This window comes from Variovorax sp. RO1, assembly GCF_002849325.1.
Lineage (GTDB): Bacteria > Pseudomonadota > Gammaproteobacteria > Burkholderiales > Burkholderiaceae_C > Variovorax.
Window position 1 is genome coordinate 348148 of sequence record NZ_PKMT01000001.1, and the last position, 18887, is coordinate 367034.

Genomic DNA, 18887 nt, shown 5'->3' on the forward strand with positions numbered 1-18887 from the left:
ATGTTCAAGTGGAAAAAACTGGGCAAGGTCTTCAGCCCTGGCCCTCAACACGGCCGCGAGTGGCTCAACGAGTTTGCGCAAGCGCCCGCGACCCTGCTGTTCGATGGCTTCGTGCGCGTGTATTTCTCGTGCAGGCCCAAGGCCGACGCCAAGGGCCAGTACGTGAGCTACTCGGCTTTTGTCGACCTGGACCGCCGCGACCTGTTCAAGGTACTGAACGTCAGCGCGAACCCGATCCTGCCGCTGGGGCCGCTGGGTGCATTCGATGAGTTCGGCGTCTACCCGGTGTCGGTGGCGCGCGACGGCGCGGACGTTCGCGCCTACTACGCGGGGTGGACGCGCTGCGAGTCGGTTCCGTTCAACGTGGCCATCGGCGGGGCCATCAGCCACGACAACGGCAACACCTTCACCAAGCTCGGCCTCGGGCCGGTGATCGGGTACTCGCCCAACGAGCCCTTCGTGATGAGCGGCCCGAAGATCCGCCGCTTCAACGATCGCTGGTACCTCTGGTACATCGCCGGGCGCAAATGGAAGGTGGTCGACGGCCGGGCCGAGCCGGTCTACAAGATCCGCATGGCAATCTCCGACGACGGCGTCACCTGGCACAAGGAAGACCGCGACCTCATCGAAAGCCGCATCGAGGAAGACGAGGCTCAGGCCAGCCCCGACGTGTTCTTTGCCAACGGCAAGTACCACATGTTCTTCTGCTACCGGTACAGCGCCGGTTACCGCGGCAAGACCTTTGGTTACCGCATCGGTTATGCCTCCAGCCCCGACCTGCTGCACTGGACGCGCGACGATGACAAGGCGGGAATCGACATCTCCAACGAGGGGTGGGATTCGGAAATGATCAGCTACCCGCACGTTTTCGAAGTGGACGGGCAGGTCTACATGGCGTACCTGGGCAACCAGGTTGGCCGCGAGGGCTTCGGCCTCGCAGTGCTCGACGGAAAGCTGGAGTAAGGACATGGCGATGAAGTGGAAGAGGCTGGGCAAGATATTCGACCCGACGGAACACGCGCTTCCCAACGGTTGCGTGCAGTTCGCGCAGTCGCCGCAGACGCTGGTCTTCGACGACTTCGTGCGGATCTATTTCTCGACACGCGCCGTTGACCCGAAGAACGGCAAGTTCCTGAGTCACGTCGCGTTCGTCGACGTCGGACCTGACCTGCGCACCATCCTCCGCGTGGCCGACAAGCCCGTCGTCCCGCTGGGCGAACTGGGCAGCTTCGACGAGCACGGCATCTTTCCGATCAACGTGGTGCGCCACGACGGCAAGATTTCGGCCTTCACCTGCGGCTGGAACCGGCGCGTGTCCGTATCGGTCGATACCGCGGTCGGCCTGGCCGAAAGCCATGACGACGGCCTGACCTTCACCAAGCTCGGCCACGGCCCCGTCATGGGCGCGTCGCTGCACGAGCCCTGCCTCGTGGGCGATGCCTTCGTGCTCCCGGTCGATGGCGTGTTTCACATGTGGTACATCTTCGGCACCGGCTGGAAGCAGTACGCCGACGGCGCTGCGCCCGACCGCACCTACAAGATCGGCCACGCCACCTCGATCGACCGGATCCACTGGGCCAAGGAAGAGGCTCGGCAGATCGTTTCCGACAGCCTGGGCCCCGACGAGAGCCAGGCGCTGCCGACGGTCGTCCGGATCGGCAGCCGATTCCACATGTTCTTCTGCTTTCGCCAGTCATTCGACTTCCGTGCGACCAAGGGCCGGGGCTACCGCATCGGCCACGCCTGGTCGGACGACCTCTCGAACTGGACTCGCGACGACGACACCCCGCGCCTGGACATCCCCGAAGCGGACTGGGATTCGGACATGCAGTGCTACCCGCACGCCTTCACTTTCAAGGACAAGGTCTACCTGCTCTACAACGGCAACGAGTTCGGGCGCCACGGCTTCGGGCTTGCCGTGCTCGAGTGACGCAGAAGATGACACAGCAGGGGCGCTTTGAACTGACGGTCAACCGGGCCCCGGCGGACGAGATCGCCCGCCATCTGCGGGAGTGCAGCGACAGCTTCGCGCCGCCGCTCGCGGGGCGCGTGGACATTGCGGCCTATGCCGAAAAAATCGCGAGCAAGGCGGTCCGCTTCGAAGCCTGGGACGCACAGTTGGGCCTCGTCGGGCTGGTCGCGGTGTACGACAATCCGGGGCTCGACGTCTTCGTGACCAACGTCAGCGTCGCGCCTTTGTGCCGGGGCACAGGCCTGGCGCAGCGGCTGCTGCAAGGCTGCTTCGATCGCATGGACATTCCTCGTGCAAGGCGCTACAGGCTCGAAGTCAATCAGCGCAGCGAGGCGGCGGTCCGCCTGTACACCCGCATGGGCTTCGTCCCGGCATCGAAGACCGGCGAATTGATCAGCATGGAGCGCCCGGCGACGGGTGGGGATAAAAAATGAGCACAGAACGCAACTACGACAAAGAGATCGCGGACACAGCCGACCACCAGTATGCGTATGGCTTCGACTTCGACGTCATGCACCCGTACATGCTGCGGTCGTTCGAGCCGTTCATCCGGCCTGGCAAGGTGCTGGAACTGGGCAGCTTCAAAGGCGACTTCACTCGGCGCCTGGTGGCGCGCTTCGACGACGTGACCTGCGTCGAGGCCTCCGAGGTCGCACTCAACGAGGCGAAGAAGCGACTGGGCGACAAGGCGCAGTTCATCCACTCCCGTTTCGAGGACGCGACGCTGCCGCACCGCTACGACAACATCGTGCTCACGCACGTGCTCGAACACCTGGACGATCCGGTCAAGGTGCTCAAGCGCATCAACGACGAGTGGCTGAGCGAGGATGGGCGCTTCTTCCTCGTGTGCCCGAATGCCAATGCGCCTTCGCGGCAGATCGCCGTGAAGATGGGCCTGATCACCCACAACGCGGCGGTCACGCCCGCCGAGGCGCAGCACGGCCACCTGTGCACCTATTCGCTGGACACGCTGGAGCGCGATGCAGTCGCCGCCGGGCTGCGGGTGGTGCACCGAAGCGGCATCTTCTTCAAGGCGCTGGCGAACTTCCAGTGGGACCGCTTGCTGAAGACTGACATCATTTCCAAGGAGTACTTGGAAGGCTGCTACCAACTCGGGCAGGTCTACCCCGACCTGTGCTCGAGCATCTTCCTGATGTGCGAGCGCGGGCCCAAAAAATGAAAGTCTCCTTCGTCGTCGCGGTCTACCAGAACGAGGGCGCGATCTCCAAGACGCACGAGAAGATCGCCAGCGTTTTCGCAGACCGCCTCAAGGCACACCAGTACGAGGTGATCTTCATCGATGATGGTTCGACCGACGGCTCGCTGGAAGAAATCCGCAAGCTCCGCGCGAGCGACCCGAACGTGAAGGGCCTGACCTTCACGCGCAACTTCGGCCAGATGGCCGCGATGCTGGCGGGCTTCAAGGAAGCGACGGGCGACGCGGTTATCAACATTTCGGCGGACCTGCAGGACCCGGTAGACCTGATTCCCGAGATGGTCGACAAGTGGATTGCCGGGTCCGAGATCGTCATTTGCCATCGCACGGACCGTGCGGACACCTGGCTGGCCAAGACGTATTCGAGCCTGGCCTACGGCATGCTGCGCATGGCCATTCCTCAGATGCCGTCGGGTGGTTTCGACTTCGTGCTGATGGACCGCAAAGTGATGGACGAATTCAATGCCATCGACGTGCGCCACCGGTTCTTCCAGGGCGACCTGCTGTGGACCGGCTACCGGACCAGCCTGATCCCCTATGAGCGGCAAAAGCGCACCATTGGCAAGTCGCAGTACAACTTCGGCAAGAAGCTGAAGAACTTCCTGGACGCGATGCTGGATGCGTCGTACCTGCCCATCCGGTTCATCTCACTGGTGGGGCTGCTGACTTCCGGCCTGGGCGTGCTCTACAGCCTCAGCATCGTGGTCGCATGGGCACGGGGCCACACGCCGTTCGAGGGCTGGGCGCCGCTCATGATCGCTGTCTTGCTGATTGGCGGACTCATCATGGTGATGCTGGGTGTGGTCGGCGAGTACGTGTGGCGCATCAACGAGGAGGTGCGCAAGCGGCCGAACTACATCGTCAGGGACCGCTTCTGAAGTCCGGCGCGTGATTCGTTTCAAGACCCTCGCCGCGCAGTTCTCCAAGTTCACCGTCGTCGGGGGGCTGAATTTTCTCTTCACGCTGGTGCTTTTCTATCTGGCAGTGGTCGTGCTGCGCATCAATCACCTGATCGCGCTGGTGCTGGTCTCGCTGATCGGCATGCTGCTCACCTACACGCTGAACTACTACTGGGTCTTCAAACCGAGCGAAAAAGTCACCTTCGGCTCGCGGCTGGCCAAGTACATCGGCGCGGGCCTGGTATCAGTCGGGCTGAACGTGCTGATGCTGCACCTGCTCACCTCGAACACGCACATCGCACCGTTCTATGGGCAGCTGCTGCTGATCCCGTTCGTGGTGCTGTTCAACTTCTCGACGGCAAGGCTCTGGTCACTGCGGGCCGAGCAACCCTCGGCGCCGTGAGACCCGTGGCCGACAGCAAAAAGCCCGCCCAAGAGGCCGATGGCCACGCGACAACTCCGCTGCACATGCTGGAAGCGGCGGTTGCTGCACTCGTGCTGGCCGCCGTGTGCGCGGTGGTCGTCTATGCCGTCTGGTCACGCAACCGCGGTTTCGAAATCACCGACGAAGCCTATTACCTCCTGCTCGCGATCCATCCCGCCGAGACCCGGTACTACATCAGCGCCCAGCAATGGGCGACGGCACCCCTCTGGCAGATCACGGGCAGCCTCGCGTCGTTTCGGATGGCGGGCTTCCTGCTGCTGACCGGCAGCGCGGCGGTGCTCGGCATGGGCGCGCTGGCCGCGGCGCAAGGACGCGCTGCGTCCGTCATGCCGCAGTGGCCGGGCCGCATCGCCGTGGTTGGCGGTGCAGTCGTTTGTGCGCTGCTGTATGCGATCACCATCAATGTGTCGCCGAGCTACAACCTGCTGGCCTCGGCGGGTGCGTACCTCTCTCTGGGGCTGGTTTTACTGGCTGGAGACAAGATCGCGGCAGCCGGGCGCGCCGGGCTTTTGGGGTTGGCCGGCGTCGCACTCGCGGTGGAGTTCGTCTGCAAGCCTTCGTCGGGCGTGGCCACCTTTGTGCTCGTGGTGGTCGTCATGCTGTGGCTGGACCGCTCGGGCGGGCGCAAGACACTGGCGTTGGCGACAGTGATCGCTGGCGGGCTGTTCGGGCTCGTCGCGCTGCTCTTCTCGCACACCACGCCCAGTGAGGCGGCACAAGCGTTCAGCGGTGGCATGGCGCTCTTCAGGATGGTCCAGGCCGAGCCCATCCTCGCGCGGCTGGGCCGCTACGCCATCGAGTTCGGGGGCTACGCTGCCGACGCGATGCGGTCGAACGTGTTTCTCATCGTCGCGGTCCTCGTGTACCTGATCAGAAAAAGCTGGGTGACGATCGGACTCGTGATCGCCGCGCTCGTCCATACGGTTGTCGCCGCGGAGTATTTCTCGTACGGCATGGCGCAGTACGTCGAGTACATGCAACGGGCATTGGTCTTTCTGGTACTCATGCTCGCTGTCGCGTGGCAGGCCGTGCCGGCGCGCTCCAGATGGCTCTTCGTCGTGCTGGCCATGCTGCCATACACCGTGGCGATGGGAACCGGCAATGCGCTCTTCGGCCAGGTGATTATTTCCCTGGCCTCCTGGGGCGCCTTGATGGCGCTCGCCGCGTACGCCAGACCGGTTGCCACAAGGGATGCGGTGGCGTCGATGGCGATCCTCGTTGGGTTCGTCGCGCTGACGAGCGCCCAGATCCTCGTCTCCAAAGCCAAGATTCCCTACAACCTCAACGAACGCATGGACCGGCAATCCTTCGCCGTCACCATTGGCCCGTTGGGTCGGGTGAAGGTGGATGCGGGAACCCTGCAGTTCATGCACGAGATCGATGCGGCCGTCGCGAAGTGCCGCATTGCGCCCGGCGCGCCGTTTCTGGGTCTGTACAACGTTCCTGGCCTGGCGCTGGCGCTGAACGCGGTGCCCGTGGAGACGCCCTGGTTGAACAACGTCGCCCAGGCTGACGCGGTGCTTGCGTCGAACGAAGCCCTTGCCGACAAGGCTGTGATCGCGATCCGACTCAACATAGATGCAAGCTTGCCGCCGCTTCCGGCTGCGTTGAAGGGGTTCCCAGCCAATTTCGAGCACTGCGGGGACGCGGTGTTTCCCCACGAACAGCAGAAGATCCAGATCTGGAGCGGTCTTCGGCAGAGATGGCCGTCAGACTGACGGGGGCACCTGCTATTTGGCAGCGGATGCCTCGACCGCCTGACGTTCGATGTGGGCTAGCGCGGCCGCCAGTTTCTTGGGATCGATGGCGTAACTGTCCAGAAACAGGCTGGGATCGGAAACCGTGTGCTCGTCGCCAGGCTGGAACAACGCGTGTTCGCCTACAAGGATCTGATAGCTGCACCCGGCGAACAGTGCCATGTTCGATTGCGAGCAGAAGAGCTGCGTGTAGGGCGACGACAGCGCCAGCACCTGCGTGCCTGGCTGGCAGAAGATCAGGTTGGTGAATGCCGCTCCCATGGCGCCGACGATGGTGCGGGCTTCCGCGAACAGGCGCACCTGCTGCTCGAACGACAGCTGGCCGGTGTCCACGATTTCGTAGCCGTACGACGCGAGCACCTCTTCGACTTCCGGCGTGTTGATGATGTTCCGGCCGGTGCGACGCGCGAGGAAAACCTTTCTGTGGCCGGCGCCCGCCTCTTCGATGCCGAACCGCTGGAAAACAGTAGACCGCATGTGGCCCAAAGTCTTGAAGCAGATGGCCGAGAACTTCCACATCGGCCCGCGCAGGTTGTCGGTCAGGTTCGTGCAGGCAGATACCACGTGAAGTTTTTTTACTTTCAGCAACGTGGAGTCATCGAGCCGGTAAATGGGCCAGTCGGGCAGCATGGCCTGCAGCGACTCGAATTCCTGCGGGAACATCTTGTCGTCGACGATCAGTGGCGTTTTCCTCAGGCGGTCCTGCTGCGACAGAATATAGGATTTCCCGAGGTACTCTATAAGCCAATGGTAGTAATTTGGACTGCAGCGACCGCTCAACAATATGGCTGAAGGGATGCTGATTTCCTTTTTATAGCGGAACCAGAAAAGAACTTCGCTCTTTTCATCGAGCGAAACGACGTACGGCCAGATGCCCGCTACAAAACCCTGGTGTGGATCTGCCGCTGGCTCGTAAATCACCAAGCGATGCTTTGCCACCACCTGGAATCCACCAAGGACAGCAGCGTCATCGATCGTTGCGAGCCATTTGCGCGGAACTTCCGCCCTGCGCAGCGGACGTTCGGCGTTCGAGTCGATGATTTCCGGTTCTTGAAAATCCATCGAATAGGCGGGTTCGATGTCTTCCAGCTTGTATCCGGCCTCGGGCAGATCGAAGAATTCGATGGTTTCGAGCTTCGAGAGAAATATTTTTTCTCCTGAATCGTTTGCGCTCAGTTGTCGAGAAATGGCTTTGGATTTTATTTCTTCAAAGATCCCCTTTCGGGCGGACTCGAAGATTGTGTATTTATACAGCGCGACCTCAGATTCGCGAGCGGCACTGTTTTTGGAAAGTGATGTGAGTTCGAGTTTTGCAAAATAGATCAAACCGCTCATCGTTGCAAAAAATCGATTGATGTATCTTTTTTCCTTGCGACCGCTCAGCGCGTAGTGGACGTTTGGCGAAATGCCTTCTTCCCGCACATCGCGGTAGGTTCGAAGATAATAGGATTCGTCGAGGCAGAAGCGGATCAGGAATTTCGTGGTAGTGGCGTAAAACCAATCTGCAAATCGTTCTGTAGTGTGATTGGGATATCGGCCTTCTTTTATTCCATATTTGAAATAATGATAATTTGAATCCAGCGCCGCCCTTGCAACGTCTTCGTATTTTTGCTTATAATATTTCGCATTGACGAATTTTGTTCGAGCGAGGGCGCGTAGCAGCAAGGAGCGAAATCGGATCATTGTATGGATGCGTGTGTTGCGGCTCGATTCGGAATCTCGTGAAACTTCATGAAAGCATGGACTTAAAATGACTTCAAATAATTTGGCGTTTATTCATCCTCTTGCCGATGTTCAAGCCAAAGAAATTGGTGTTGGGACAAACATATGGCAATTCAATGTCGTTCTCGCGGGTGCGCGCATTGGCGCCAATTGTAATGTGTCGGCACATTGTTTCATCGAGAACGACGTCGTGGTGGGTGACAACGTGACAGTCAAGTCCGGAGTCTATCTCTGGGACGGCATCACGCTCGAGTCGAATGTATTCATTGGCCCCGGCGCCATTTTTACCAATGACCTGTTCCCCCGGTCAAAGGTCTATCCGGAGTCGTTTCTGCGCACGACCGTGTGCCGCGGTGCTTCGATCGGGGCTGGCGCCGTGATCACGCCGGGCATCACCATCGGGCATGATGCCATGGTGGCGGCGGGCGCCGTGGTGACGCGTGACGTGGCGCCGTTTTCGCTGGTCGTTGGCTCGCCGGCGCGCCATGTCCGGTTCTTGAATCAGGAATGAATGCCCTGAGCCCGGCTGGGAATTGAAAAATCACGAATGAAAAAAACGACGACGGAGCGAATTGCTGTCGCTTTCTTTTACGCGGCCGCCCTGTTTGCCATCAGTTGGTTCCGGGACAGTGCCATACAGCCGAATTTGTGGATCAGCGCTTCGGATTTTCTGAATTTCCCGACCATCAACGATCCAAAAACATTTGCCCGGGCTGGGCTTGAAGTCGCTGATCAGGGGTGGCTGGCCCAACCGTCCGCTTGGATCTTCAATCTCTGGCCGCCAGGATTCGTGCTGCTGTTGGGTGGAATTTTCAAGGTGCTTGGTAAAGAAGCTCCGTTTCTCGTGGTTCTTCTCGGGTTGACCATCATCACTGGTGTCTTCATGCTGATGACGGTCAGGCGCTACCTTTCATTTTATGTTCCGGTATTCTTGGCCCTGTTGCTGCCACTGGTTCCATTCCTGCTCCCGGTCACAAGATTCTTTCTGTTGCAACCAGTAGGCCTTTCCTTTGGCGAAGGGTTTTCGGTTCTATTCTTCATCACATTCACATTTCTTCTTCTGATCGCTGCCAGAACCGGGGTCGTGCGCTACGCAGTGGCAGGTGGTGTTTTTTTGGCGCTGGCGGCCTATTTCCGCTCGCAGTATGAACTGATCGCGCTTGTGCTCAGTGTCGGTTTTCTTGGGCTGGTGGTATTGGTGCTGGCGTTGAGTTTTCTTTTGAAGAAAAAATCAATTCGAACAAACGGATCAACTGCGCTGAAGGCGATGGCAATCTGTGTGCTTGCAGCGCAACTCTTGATGCTGCCGTGGCGCATTTATCACTATGTCGACGTCGGCAGATGGGACTGGGTTCAAACGCAAGACATCGTCATCCGAAATGCCTTGATGTCCGAGGAAAAATTGAGGGAGATGGACGGAGGCTTTGTTGTAGCGGGCGGGGGGCATTTGGCCTGTAAGTTCGAGCCCGATTTTTGCGGAAAAACAGAGCCCTCCCTTTTTTACAAAGCATTTTTCGACCATTTTGGCGAGTGGATTGAGTACAAGGCGTCTCTGGCAAAAATCTACTGGTTCCCGACGATTCGCTCCTTTCCGAAGCTTTTGGCGGAGGATGTTCCAGGTGACTATCTCGGAAATTCAGTTGTATTGATTTTGTTTGCGGCCTCATTCTTTTTTCTATATCTCATTCGAAGATCATCTGATTTTCTTGTCTATTTTTGGATGCTTTCTTCTTTTTACGCCTGTTTCTTCGTGATATTTGTTTTGGTGCAGTTCGAGGTAAGGTATTTCTTTCTCCCCAAGATTTTTTCGGTCTTTGTAGCATTGGCTCTGGCGAGCGTGGCTTGGTCTGCGAGAGTGAGCAGGGTGCGATGAATGCCGTGACTCGCCTCGATTAAAATTGGATTGATTTTCAAGGGGGAAAAAGTGAAGGCTGTGATTTTGGCGGGTGGGTTGGGCACCCGCATTTCGGAAGAAACGGGCCTGAAGCCCAAGCCCATGATCGAGGTGGGCGGCAAGCCCATCCTCTGGCACATCATGAAGATCTACGCCGCGCACGGTGTGAACGACTTCGTCATCTGCTGCGGCTACAAGGGCTACGTGATCAAGGAGTACTTTGCGAACTACTTCCTTCACATGTCCGACGTCACCTTCGATATGGTCGGCAACACCATGGAAGTCCACCACCGCAAGGCCGAACCCTGGCGCGTGACACTCATCGATACCGGCGAAGACACCATGACCGGCGGGCGCCTCAAGCGTGTGGCGCCCTACGTGCGGGACGAAGAGCTTTTCTGCTTCACCTACGGCGACGGGGTGGCCGACCTGAACATCACCGAACTAATTGCCTTCCACAAGTCGCAGAAGGTCAAGGCCACGCTCACGGCCACCTTCCCGCCTGGGCGCTTCGGCGCACTCGACATGCAGGGTGACAAGGTGCGCAGCTTCCAGGAAAAGCCAAAGGGCGACGGCGCCATGATCAACGGCGGCTTCTTCGTGCTGTCGCCCTCAGTGATCGACTACATCGTGGACGATGCTTCCGTGTGGGAGCGTGAGCCACTCGAGCGCCTGGCGGCCGAGGGGCAGCTGGCCGCCTTCAAGCACGGCGGTTTCTGGCAGCCGATGGACACGCTGCGCGACAAGACCCACCTCGAAGAACTGTGGGCGTGCGGTCGGGCGCCGTGGAAGGTCTGGGAATGACACCGTCTTTCTGGCGCGGCAAGCGCGTCTTCCTCACGGGGCACACGGGCTTCAAGGGCAGCTGGCTCGCGCTGTGGCTGGGCAAGCACGGTGCCATTGTCCGAGGCTACGCACTGGCGCCGTCCACCGAGCCCAGCCTGCATGCGCTGGCTGCGGCGCGCTCGGCCACGGATTCGCTGATCGGCGACGTGCGCGACCTCGGTGCACTGCGCACTGCCCTGCACGAGTTCGCGCCCGAAGTGGTGTTCCACTTGGCCGCCCAGCCGTTGGTACGGCGTTCCTACGTCGATCCGGTGGAGACCTATTCCACCAACGTGATGGGCACGGTGCACTTGCTCGAGGCGGCGCGCGCCTGCAGCAGCGTCCGCTCGATCGTGGTCGTGACCAGTGACAAGTGCTACGAGAACCGGGAATGGCAGTGGGGCTATCGCGAGAACGAACCCATGGGCGGCTACGACCCGTACAGCAACAGCAAGGGATGCTCGGAATTGGTCGCGGCCTCGTACCGGTCTTCGTTCTTCAATGAAGCCCGTCATGGCGAGCACGGCGTTGCGCTCGCAACGGCGCGTGCCGGCAACGTGATCGGCGGAGGCGACTGGTCGGAAGACCGGCTCGTGCCCGATCTGCTGCATGCCTTTGCCGAAGGGCGTGTGGCGGACATTCGCAACCCCCATGCGGTCCGGCCGTGGCAGCACGTGCTGGAGCCGCTTCGGGGCTACATGATGCTGGCCGAGCGCCTGCATGCCGAGGGCCCGGGATGGGCGCAGCCCTGGAACTTTGGCCCGGCGGATTCGGACGCCCGACCTGTCTCCTGGATCGCGGACCGTCTGGTCGATCTGTGGGGCGGCGGCGCGCAATGGCGCAGCAATGCACAAGAAGACCAGCCTCACGAAGCCAACTGGCTGAAGCTCGACTGCTCAAAGGCACGGCAGACGCTGGGGTGGGTTCCGCGCTGGGATCTGCGCCAAAGCCTCGGTGCCATCGTCGATTGGCAGCGCGCCTGGCTCGACGGTCGCGACATGGCCGGCGTTACCCTTGAACAAATCGAAAAATACGAAAGCACCACCACCCATGACTGAAATCTCCTTCAAGAAAAACGAGCTGCGCAAGAAGATCCTCGCCCTGGTCGGCGAGTACGGCGAACTGGCCAGCGTGCCCACGCCCTTCGTGCCCGGCGAAACCATGATCCCGCCTTCGGGCAAGGTCGTCGGTGCGCCCGAAATGCAACTGATGGTCGATGCGTCGCTCGACGCGTGGCTCACCACCGGTCGCTTCAACACGCTGTTCGAAAGCCGTCTGGCGGGCTACCTTGGCGTGAAGCACCTGATGACCGTGAACTCCGGCTCTTCGGCCAATCTGGTCGCGTTCTCGACCCTGACATCTCCCAAGCTCGGCGACCGCGCGATCAAGCCCGGCGACGAGGTGATCGGTGTGGCTGCGGGCTTCCCTACGACGGTGAATCCGATCCTGCAGTGCGGTGCAGTCCCGGTGTTCGTCGACGTGCACATTCCCACCTACAACATCGACGCCGACCTGCTCGAAGCGGCCATCGGCCCGCGCACCAAGGCGATCATGCTGGCGCACACGCTGGGCAACCCGTACAACCTGAAGGTCGTCAAGGCCGCCTGCGAGAAGCACGGGCTGTGGCTGGTCGAAGACTGCTGCGATGCACTGGGTGCGCGCTACGAGGGACAGCTGGTGGGCACCTTCGGCGACATCGGCACCTTGAGCTTCTACCCCGCCCATCACATCACGATGGGGGAGGGCGGTGCTGTGTTCACCAACAACGACGAACTCCGGCTGATCGCGGAATCCATCCGCGACTGGGGCCGCGACTGCTACTGCGCGCCCGGCAAGGACAACACCTGCAACAAGCGCTTCTGCTGGAAGCTCGGCGATCTGCCGGAGGGATACGACCACAAGTACACCTACTCGCACCTGGGCTACAACCTCAAGATCACCGACATGCAGGCGGCATGCGCCTTGGCCCAGCTCGACCGGTTGGACGGCTTCGTGGCGGCCCGGAAGAAGAACTTCGCCTACCTGACGGAGCGCCTGCGCAGCTGCGAAGAGTTCCTGGAGCTCCCCGAGGCCACGCCGGGTTCGGAGCCGTCGTGGTTCGGCTTCCCGATCACCCTGCGCGAAGCGGCCAACACGCGGCGCGTGGACCTGCTCACTTACCTCGACCAGCAGAAGGTCGGCACACGTCTCCTGTTTGCGGGCAACCTGCTGCGCCAGCCGTACATGATTGGGCGCAACTACCGCGTGGTCGGCGAGCTGAAGAACACCGACCGAATCATGAACGACACGTTCTGGATCGGCGTCTACCCGGGCCTGACGGAGCCGATGCTCGATCACGCTGTCGAAAGCATCGAGACCTACCTCGGCCTGCGTTTTGACTGACCTTGCGCGTCCTGTTCCGGCATCGGAACTCGATGAGGTGTTGCGGTTGACAGCGCCGAGCGTGTGGGACGTGTTGCGCGGACAGGCGCTGTTTCTGACAGGCGGGACCGGCTTCATCGGCAAGTGGCTGCTCGAATGCCTGCTGCATGCCGACAGGGCGCTGGGCCTCGGCCTGCGCATGACAGTGCTGACACGCGAGCCCGACCGGTTCGCGCAAGGCAGCCCGCATCTCGCGAAGGCGAAGTCGGTCGAGTTGCACCAGGGCGATGTCGTCGATTTCGAGTTTCCAGGCGGAACGTTCTCGTCCGTCATCCATGCGGCATTGCCGGTGGCTCCACCCGGGGCGGACGTTGGTCGGCTGGAGCACCTGTCCGAGGCGGGAACGCGTCGCGTGTGCGAGTTCGCGGCCGCCAGTGGCGTGCGTCGACTGCTGCATGTCAGCTCGGGCGCGGTGTACGGCGCCCAACCGGGCGTGGCGCGGCTCGCAGAATCGCTGTCGTGGCACGAGGCCGATGGTGCGAACGAGTACACGCGGGCGAAGCGTCGGGCTGAAAGTATCGTGGCGCAGTCTTGGCCCTTCGACGTGGTTGTCGCGCGCTGTTTCGCGTTCCTGGGCCCCTGCCTGTTGCCTTCGAGCGGCTCGGCGGCGGCCCAGTTCATTGCCCAAGCCGCGAGCGGCCAGGGCATCGTGGTGCAGGGAGCGGGCGAGGCAATCCGGACCTATCAGTACGCGGGCGACATGGCGCGCTGGCTGCTGAGCTGTCTGGCTTTGGGTGCACCCGGCCGGGCCTACAACGTCGGAGACGACACCGAGGTGACCATCGCCGAGCTTGCCGGCGAGGTGACGCGCGTTGCGCGCACGGGTGTTCCCGTCCAGATCGCCGGTCGATCGGTCCCGGGACTGGCCGGCCATCGGTACGTTCCGGATGTGAAGCGCGCGGCCGATGAGCTCGGGCTGGCGAATGCCGTCGGCCTCGAGGAAGGAATCCGCCGAACCCTCTCCTGGCTTGCGACGCCGGGTGCCAACCGATCTTTTTCATCATGAGACATTCATTCGATCCTGCCTCCCTGCGCAAGACGGTGCTCGAAATGGCCTACGCAGGCAATGCCGTCCACCTGGGGTGCGCCTTTTCAATCATCGAGTTGCTGTCCTGCCTGTACGGGCGCCACATGCGCTACGACAAGGCCGACGCCGCCGATCCTGCGCGCGACTACCTGGTCCTGAGCAAAGGCCATGGCGTGATGGCGCAGTACGCCTGCCTGTATGAGTTGGGGTGGCTCGACCGTACCGACATCGACAGGTACTTCCACGACGGTTCCCGGCTCAAGGGGCTGTCGGATGCCCACGTGCCCGGGTGCGAGGTGACCTCTGGCACGCTCGGTCATGGGCTCTCGGTCGGCGTGGGGCTCGCCCTGGCCGCGTCGCGGCGCAAGAGCGGTCAGAAATGCTATGCCCTCATCGGCGACGGCGAGATCAACGAGGGACCGATTTGGGAGGCCATGCTCTTCGCGGCGCACGCAAAGCTCGACAACCTCATGGTCATCGTGGACGCGAACGGTTTCCAGGCAATGGGCACCACCGACGAGGTGATGCAGCTCGGTGATCTCGGGGCCAAGTTCGCAGCCTTCGACTTCGATGTGTTGACGGTCGATGGCCATGACATGGAGGCCATCTCTGCTGCGATCACCGACCTGGAAGGGCGCGGCAATGGCCGGCCCAAGGCGCTGGTTGCGAAGACGGTGAAGGGGAAAGGTGTTTCGTACATGGAAAACGTCAATGCGTGGCACTACTCGCGCCTGAATCCCGAGCTGTACGCGCAAGCGCTGCGCGAACTCGAAGGAGCCTCGGCATGAGGGCCGCGTTCTCCGCAGCCCTGGTCGAGGCGGCTTCGAGGGATGAGCGCGTGGTGCTCCTGACGGGAGACCACGGCTACGCCCTGTTCGACGAATTCCGCAAACGCTGCCCGGACCAGTACATCAACGCCGGCATTGCCGAGCAGAACATGGTGGGCGTGGCCGCCGGGTTGGCCAAGGCCGGCTTCCGGCCGATCGTCTACGGCCTGAGCGCCTTCGTGCCGGTGCGAGTGCTCGAGCAGATCAAGATCGACGTCTGCTACGAGAAGCTGCCCGTCATCTTCACCGGCGACGGTGCCGGGCTGGTGTACAGCACGCTGGGCACGAGCCACCAGAGCTTCGAAGACATCGCCTGCCTGCGCGGGGTGCCGCACATCGACATCATGTCGCCGTGCGACGCGCACGAACTTACGGCCTGCATGTCGACGGCGTTGACGCTCGCAAGCCCGGTCTACATGCGCATGGGAAAGGCCGACCTGGGCGCCGTGCATGTCCAAGCGCCCTCGCTGGTGCGCGGCGAGCTGGTTCGTGTGCAAGCGGGGAAGGCCCCGGTGCAATTGATCGCTACCGGCTCCATGGTCAAGGCCGCATGCGCGTTGGGTGCCGAGCTCGGTGTGTCAGTCTGGAGCGCGCCCTGGATCAAGCCACTCGATGCCGGGCAGCTGAGCTCAATTGCCGCCCAAAGCCGGGCCATCGTCACACTGGAAGAGCATTCGGCGGCCGGCGGGCTCGGTGCGGCGGTGCTGGAGGCGATCTCCGAAACCACCCCCGTCCCGGTGCTGCGCATTGGTGTGGGCGAGCGTTTCTCCGAAACCTGCGGCTCCTATGCCCATGCCATGCATGAGCACGGACTCGACCTGGCGTCGGTACTCGCGCGGGTGGCGCCTTTCGTCGACAAGTGGAAAACGTCCTGAGATGCTGAATTCGCAGTTGCTGCGTTTCCTGCTGGTCGGCGGACTGAACACGGTGGTCGGCTACGCATTGTTTGCTGCCTTCGTGTGGGCGGGGCTTGCGTACCCGCTCGCCATCGGACTGGCAACCGTGCTCGGCGTGGCGTTCAATTTCCAGAGCACGGGGCGGCTCGTCTTTGGCGGCGCCCCCTTGTCGCAGCTCGGCCGCTTCGTCGCGGTGTACGTCGTTGTCTACCTGATCAATGTCGGCTCGGTTGCCTTGCTGCTGCGTGCGGGGCTCAGTGTCTATGTGGCGAACGCAATGGTCATTCTTCCATTGGCACTGATTGCCTTCGTGCTCCAGCGCCGCTTTGTTTTCTCTGCTTCATGAAACACATCACCGTCGTCACCCCCTGCTACAACGAGGAAGAGAACGTCGAGGAGGTGTACCGCCAGGCGCGCGCCGTCTTCGAGACGATCGAGGGCGTGACGTATGAGCATCTGTTCATCGACAACTTCTCGTCCGACCGAACGCCGGAAATCCTGCGTGCGATGGCCGCAGCCGATCGCAACGTCAAGGTGATCCTGAATGCACGGAATTTCGGGCACATCCGCTCGCCTTACTACGGGCTGCTGCAGGCGCGCGGTGACGCCGCGATCCTGCTGGTGGCCGATCTCCAGGACCCACCGGAGCTGATGAAGGCTTTCGTCGAGTATTGGCGCGATGGTGCCAAGCTGGTCGTCGGGGTCAAGCCGACTGCCGACGAATCAGGCCTGATGTTCGCGATCCGCCGCGCCTACTACCGGACCGTGACACGCATCGCCGACGTGAAGTTGATCCAGAACTTCACCGGCTTTGGCCTGTACGACAGGCAGGTGCTGGAAGAGCTGCGCCGGATCGACGACCCCTATCCCTACCTGCGTGGGCTGGTGTCGGAAGTCGGGTTCGAGGCCGTGCAGGTGCCCTACAACCAGCCGCGCCGCAAGCGCGGCATCACGAAGAACAACTTCTACACGCTCTACGACATCGCGATGCTGGGCATCACCTCGCATTCGCGGGTGCCGTTGCGGATTGCCACGATGGCGGGCTTCGCGCTGTCAGGTGTCAGTCTTGGCGTGTCGCTGCTCTATCTGGTCCTGAAGGTGCTGTTCTGGAGCGAGTTCTCGATGGGCACAGCGCCTATCCTGATTGGCATGTTCTTCTTCGCCTCGGTCCAGCTCTTCTTCATCGGGCTTCTGGGCGAATACGTCGGCGCCATCCTGACGCATGTGATGAAGCGCCCACTGGTGGTGGAGCGGGAGCGCCTGAACTTCGACAACTGAACGGCGGAGCAACCGCCCCGCCCCAGAAGGGGCCGGGGCTGTCCGGTCCGCTTCAGCGCTCCTCGATGATCCGCCCGTGCTCAAGATGGATGACGCGGTTGCACTCCTTGGCGATCAGCTCTGGCGAATGTGAGGCCAGTACCAAAATGCCGGATTTCGAAACGACGTCCCGCATCCGCTTCTCGGCCTTCTCGTTGAAGTCCGCGTCGCCCACTGACAGCCATTCGTCCATGAGCAGGATGTCCGCCTCGACGCTGGTCGAGATGGAAAAGGCCAAGCGCATCATCATGCCGGTGGAGTAGGTTCGCACGGGCATGTTGACGTACTCGCCGAGACCGCTGAACTCGCAGATGGACGGGATCTGCCGCTCGATCTCCTTGCGGCTCATGCCCATCACAAGGCCTCTGAGCATGATGTTCTCGACGCCACTGGCGTCTGGTTCGATGCCCAGCGCCGGATCGATCAGGCTGGCGACGCTGCCCTGGCGGACCATTTCCCCCGACGAGGGTTCGTAGACGCCTGCCAGCGTGCGCAGCAGGGTGGACTTGCCCGAGCCGTTGTGGCCGATGAGGCCCAGCCGGTCGCCGCTTTTCAGCTCGAGGTTGATGCCGTTCAGCGCCTGCACCACGGTGACACCGGTTTCCTTGCCGAAGCGCCCGCCGGTCACCGACGCGGCAATCGTCTTCTTCAGCGAAGAGGCGCCTGCGCCATAGATGGGAAAGCTGACGCCGACGTTTTTGAGAGAGATAAGAGCCATGATCAGAGCCAGTAGACGACGCGGCGGCGGTATTTGGCGAACACCAGGGTCGCGGCGACAACGGTCACCGCGGTCCAGCCCAGAATGCCCCACCAGCTGTGGGCATGTGCCACGCCGCCCATCAGTGGGGTGCGCAGCAGGTCCAGCATTTGCGCGAAGGGATTCCAGAGAATGTACTTGGCGCGGCCCGGAAGATTTTCGGGAATCCAGAACACGGGGGTCAGGAACATCAGCATCTGCATCACGCTGGTAACGATCTGGGTGACGTCCCGGTACCGCGTGCAGATCAGGCCCAGCAGCAGCCCCAGCGCGTGTGCGTTGATCACCGCGATCAGGAACGCGGGGATGACCAGGAGCGCAGACCAGCCGAGCGACACGCCGGCCCAAAGCGCGACCGGGATGTACAGCACGATCTGGTGCGCAAACTGGATCAGGTTGCGCGAAATGCTGCGCCACACGAACAGGCTGACCGGAAAGTAGCCCTGCTTCAGGTAGTTGGTCGAGCTGACGAAAGCATTGCACGCATCCGTCACCGTGCTGGAGAAGAAGCTCCAGAAGATGATGCCGAGTGCCAGGTGCGGGAAGAACTTGTCCAGCGGGGTGCCGAACAGAGAGCTGTACAGCGGCCCCATGCCGCCGATCATGGCGCCCATGCTGAGCGTGAGCCACAGGGGGCCGAGCATCGAGCGCCGGTAGCGCAGCACGATGTCGAACCAGGCGAGCGTCCACCAGATGTCGGTCCGGCGCGTGCCTTCCCACCAGTCCGCGAAGACGCTGCGGTGCAGATTTGAGTGAACTTGGCTCATGTGAGTTTGAGAATGTGCGCCCGGTGGGCGGTGCCGTCCGTGCCCGGACGGTGGTTGAAACGGGCTTCTTCAGGCGCCAGTTTTTCGCTGCCGATGCGTGTCAAGAGATGTTTTCCTTTTTCATGGATGAATGGCCGGTGAGCCA

20 protein-coding genes are annotated in these 18887 nt (G+C 61.5%); 17 read left to right on the forward strand and 3 right to left on the reverse strand.

Annotation, left to right across the window (positions count from 1 at the left end; all coding sequences use genetic code 11):
* The 7 genes from CY658_RS01550 to CY658_RS01580 are packed head-to-tail and all read left to right on the forward strand — an operon-like array spanning position 1 to position 6250.
* A complete protein-coding gene (locus CY658_RS01550) occupies positions 1–963 on the forward strand; it encodes a glycosylase (RefSeq protein WP_101488557.1) in 963 nt (320 codons plus the stop codon).
* 10 nt (positions 964–973) lie between these two features.
* Positions 974–1930: a hypothetical protein gene (locus tag CY658_RS01555; protein ID WP_101490173.1), complete on the forward strand. Its 957-nt coding sequence runs from the start codon at positions 974–976 to the stop codon at positions 1928–1930.
* A complete protein-coding gene (locus tag CY658_RS01560) occupies positions 1927–2406 on the forward strand; it encodes a GNAT family N-acetyltransferase (protein WP_101488558.1) in 480 nt (159 codons plus the stop codon). The genes CY658_RS01555 and CY658_RS01560 overlap by 4 nt, the downstream gene beginning before the upstream one ends.
* Complete coding sequence (locus CY658_RS01565; protein ID WP_101488559.1) at positions 2403–3152, forward strand: class I SAM-dependent methyltransferase; 750 nt, start codon at positions 2403–2405, stop codon at positions 3150–3152. Before CY658_RS01560 ends, CY658_RS01565 begins: the two co-directional genes overlap by 4 nt.
* On the forward strand, positions 3149–4066 hold the full coding sequence (locus CY658_RS01570; RefSeq protein ID WP_101488560.1) for a glycosyltransferase family 2 protein: 918 nt from the start codon (positions 3149–3151) through the stop codon (positions 4064–4066). Before CY658_RS01565 ends, CY658_RS01570 begins: the two co-directional genes overlap by 4 nt.
* 10 nt (positions 4067–4076) lie before the next feature.
* Positions 4077–4490: a GtrA family protein gene (locus CY658_RS01575; protein WP_180838830.1), complete on the forward strand. Its 414-nt coding sequence runs from the start codon at positions 4077–4079 to the stop codon at positions 4488–4490.
* Between the two features lie 5 nt (positions 4491–4495).
* Positions 4496–6250, forward strand: a complete 1755-nt coding sequence (locus CY658_RS01580) for a hypothetical protein (protein ID WP_143713524.1) — start codon at positions 4496–4498, stop codon at positions 6248–6250.
* Between the two features lie 12 nt (positions 6251–6262).
* Here the strand turns inward: CY658_RS01580 and CY658_RS01585 are convergent, their stop codons facing one another.
* Positions 6263–7972 carry a glycosyltransferase family 61 protein gene (locus CY658_RS01585; protein ID WP_101488563.1) on the reverse strand — a complete coding sequence of 570 codons (1710 nt, stop codon included), beginning with the start codon at positions 7970–7972 and terminating at the stop codon, positions 6263–6265.
* 67 nt (positions 7973–8039) lie between these two features.
* Between CY658_RS01585 and CY658_RS01590 the strand changes: the two genes are divergently transcribed.
* The 10 genes from CY658_RS01590 to CY658_RS01635 are packed head-to-tail and all read left to right on the forward strand — an operon-like array spanning position 8040 to position 17179.
* Positions 8040–8522 carry an acyltransferase gene (locus tag CY658_RS01590; protein WP_101488564.1) on the forward strand — a complete coding sequence of 161 codons (483 nt, stop codon included), beginning with the start codon at positions 8040–8042 and terminating at the stop codon, positions 8520–8522.
* Positions 8523–8558: 36 nt separating this feature from the next.
* Positions 8559–9884, forward strand: a complete 1326-nt coding sequence (locus CY658_RS01595; protein ID WP_101488565.1) for a hypothetical protein — start codon at positions 8559–8561, stop codon at positions 9882–9884.
* A gap of 51 nt (positions 9885–9935) precedes the next feature.
* Complete coding sequence (rfbF, locus tag CY658_RS01600; RefSeq protein ID WP_095743521.1) at positions 9936–10709, forward strand: glucose-1-phosphate cytidylyltransferase; 774 nt, start codon at positions 9936–9938, stop codon at positions 10707–10709.
* Positions 10706–11788: a CDP-glucose 4,6-dehydratase gene (rfbG, locus tag CY658_RS01605; RefSeq protein ID WP_180838832.1), complete on the forward strand. Its 1083-nt coding sequence runs from the start codon at positions 10706–10708 to the stop codon at positions 11786–11788. The genes rfbF and rfbG overlap by 4 nt, the downstream gene beginning before the upstream one ends.
* On the forward strand, positions 11781–13112 hold the full coding sequence (gene rfbH, locus CY658_RS01610) for a lipopolysaccharide biosynthesis protein RfbH (protein ID WP_101488566.1): 1332 nt from the start codon (positions 11781–11783) through the stop codon (positions 13110–13112). Before rfbG ends, rfbH begins: the two co-directional genes overlap by 8 nt.
* On the forward strand, positions 13105–14157 hold the full coding sequence (locus tag CY658_RS01615) for an NAD-dependent epimerase/dehydratase family protein (RefSeq protein ID WP_180838833.1): 1053 nt from the start codon (positions 13105–13107) through the stop codon (positions 14155–14157). Before rfbH ends, CY658_RS01615 begins: the two co-directional genes overlap by 8 nt.
* Positions 14154–14966, forward strand: coding sequence for a transketolase (locus CY658_RS01620; protein ID WP_101488568.1), 813 nt, complete (start codon positions 14154–14156; stop codon positions 14964–14966). Before CY658_RS01615 ends, CY658_RS01620 begins: the two co-directional genes overlap by 4 nt.
* On the forward strand, positions 14963–15880 hold the full coding sequence (locus CY658_RS01625; RefSeq protein WP_101488569.1) for a transketolase family protein: 918 nt from the start codon (positions 14963–14965) through the stop codon (positions 15878–15880). The genes CY658_RS01620 and CY658_RS01625 overlap by 4 nt, the downstream gene beginning before the upstream one ends.
* Position 15881: 1 nt before the next feature.
* On the forward strand, positions 15882–16247 hold the full coding sequence (locus CY658_RS01630) for a GtrA family protein (RefSeq protein WP_070060237.1): 366 nt from the start codon (positions 15882–15884) through the stop codon (positions 16245–16247).
* Positions 16244–17179 carry a glycosyltransferase family 2 protein gene (locus CY658_RS01635; RefSeq protein WP_101488570.1) on the forward strand — a complete coding sequence of 312 codons (936 nt, stop codon included), beginning with the start codon at positions 16244–16246 and terminating at the stop codon, positions 17177–17179. The genes CY658_RS01630 and CY658_RS01635 overlap by 4 nt, the downstream gene beginning before the upstream one ends.
* A 52-nt stretch (positions 17180–17231) precedes the next feature.
* On the opposite strand, the gene CY658_RS01640 is transcribed toward CY658_RS01635, so the two are convergent.
* Both CY658_RS01640 and CY658_RS01645 read right to left on the reverse strand, forming a co-directional pair.
* Positions 17232–17936 (reverse strand): ABC transporter ATP-binding protein, encoded by a 705-nt coding sequence (locus tag CY658_RS01640; protein ID WP_101488571.1) that lies wholly within the window; start codon positions 17934–17936, stop codon positions 17232–17234.
* A gap of 2 nt (positions 17937–17938) precedes the next feature.
* Positions 17939–18742, reverse strand: a complete 804-nt coding sequence (locus CY658_RS01645) for an ABC transporter permease (protein ID WP_070060234.1) — start codon at positions 18740–18742, stop codon at positions 17939–17941.
* Positions 18743–18887 lie beyond the last annotated feature (145 nt).

What these genes read in the sequence shown, in the direction of transcription:
- CY658_RS01550 (WP_101488557.1), top strand. Translation starts at nt 1, where the DNA reads ATGTTCAAGTGGAAAAAACTGGGCAAGGTCTTCAGCCCTGGCCCTCAA.
- CY658_RS01555 (WP_101490173.1), top strand. Translation starts at nt 974, where the DNA reads ATGAAGTGGAAGAGGCTGGGCAAGATATTCGACCCGACGGAACACGCG.
- CY658_RS01565 (WP_101488559.1), top strand. Translation starts at nt 2,403, where the DNA reads ATGAGCACAGAACGCAACTACGACAAAGAGATCGCGGACACAGCCGAC.
- CY658_RS01570 (WP_101488560.1), top strand. Translation starts at nt 3,149, where the DNA reads ATGAAAGTCTCCTTCGTCGTCGCGGTCTACCAGAACGAGGGCGCGATC.
- CY658_RS01585 (WP_101488563.1), bottom strand. Translation starts at nt 7,972, where the DNA reads ATGATCCGATTTCGCTCCTTGCTGCTACGCGCCCTCGCTCGAACAAAA.
- CY658_RS01590 (WP_101488564.1), top strand. Translation starts at nt 8,040, where the DNA reads ATGACTTCAAATAATTTGGCGTTTATTCATCCTCTTGCCGATGTTCAA.
- CY658_RS01595 (WP_101488565.1), top strand. Translation starts at nt 8,559, where the DNA reads ATGAAAAAAACGACGACGGAGCGAATTGCTGTCGCTTTCTTTTACGCG.
- rfbG (WP_180838832.1), top strand. Translation starts at nt 10,706, where the DNA reads ATGACACCGTCTTTCTGGCGCGGCAAGCGCGTCTTCCTCACGGGGCAC.
- rfbH (WP_101488566.1), top strand. Translation starts at nt 11,781, where the DNA reads ATGACTGAAATCTCCTTCAAGAAAAACGAGCTGCGCAAGAAGATCCTC.
- CY658_RS01620 (WP_101488568.1), top strand. Translation starts at nt 14,154, where the DNA reads ATGAGACATTCATTCGATCCTGCCTCCCTGCGCAAGACGGTGCTCGAA.
- CY658_RS01625 (WP_101488569.1), top strand. Translation starts at nt 14,963, where the DNA reads ATGAGGGCCGCGTTCTCCGCAGCCCTGGTCGAGGCGGCTTCGAGGGAT.
- CY658_RS01630 (WP_070060237.1), top strand. Translation starts at nt 15,882, where the DNA reads ATGCTGAATTCGCAGTTGCTGCGTTTCCTGCTGGTCGGCGGACTGAAC.
- CY658_RS01635 (WP_101488570.1), top strand. Translation starts at nt 16,244, where the DNA reads ATGAAACACATCACCGTCGTCACCCCCTGCTACAACGAGGAAGAGAAC.
- CY658_RS01640 (WP_101488571.1), bottom strand. Translation starts at nt 17,936, where the DNA reads ATGGCTCTTATCTCTCTCAAAAACGTCGGCGTCAGCTTTCCCATCTAT.
- CY658_RS01645 (WP_070060234.1), bottom strand. Translation starts at nt 18,742, where the DNA reads ATGAGCCAAGTTCACTCAAATCTGCACCGCAGCGTCTTCGCGGACTGG.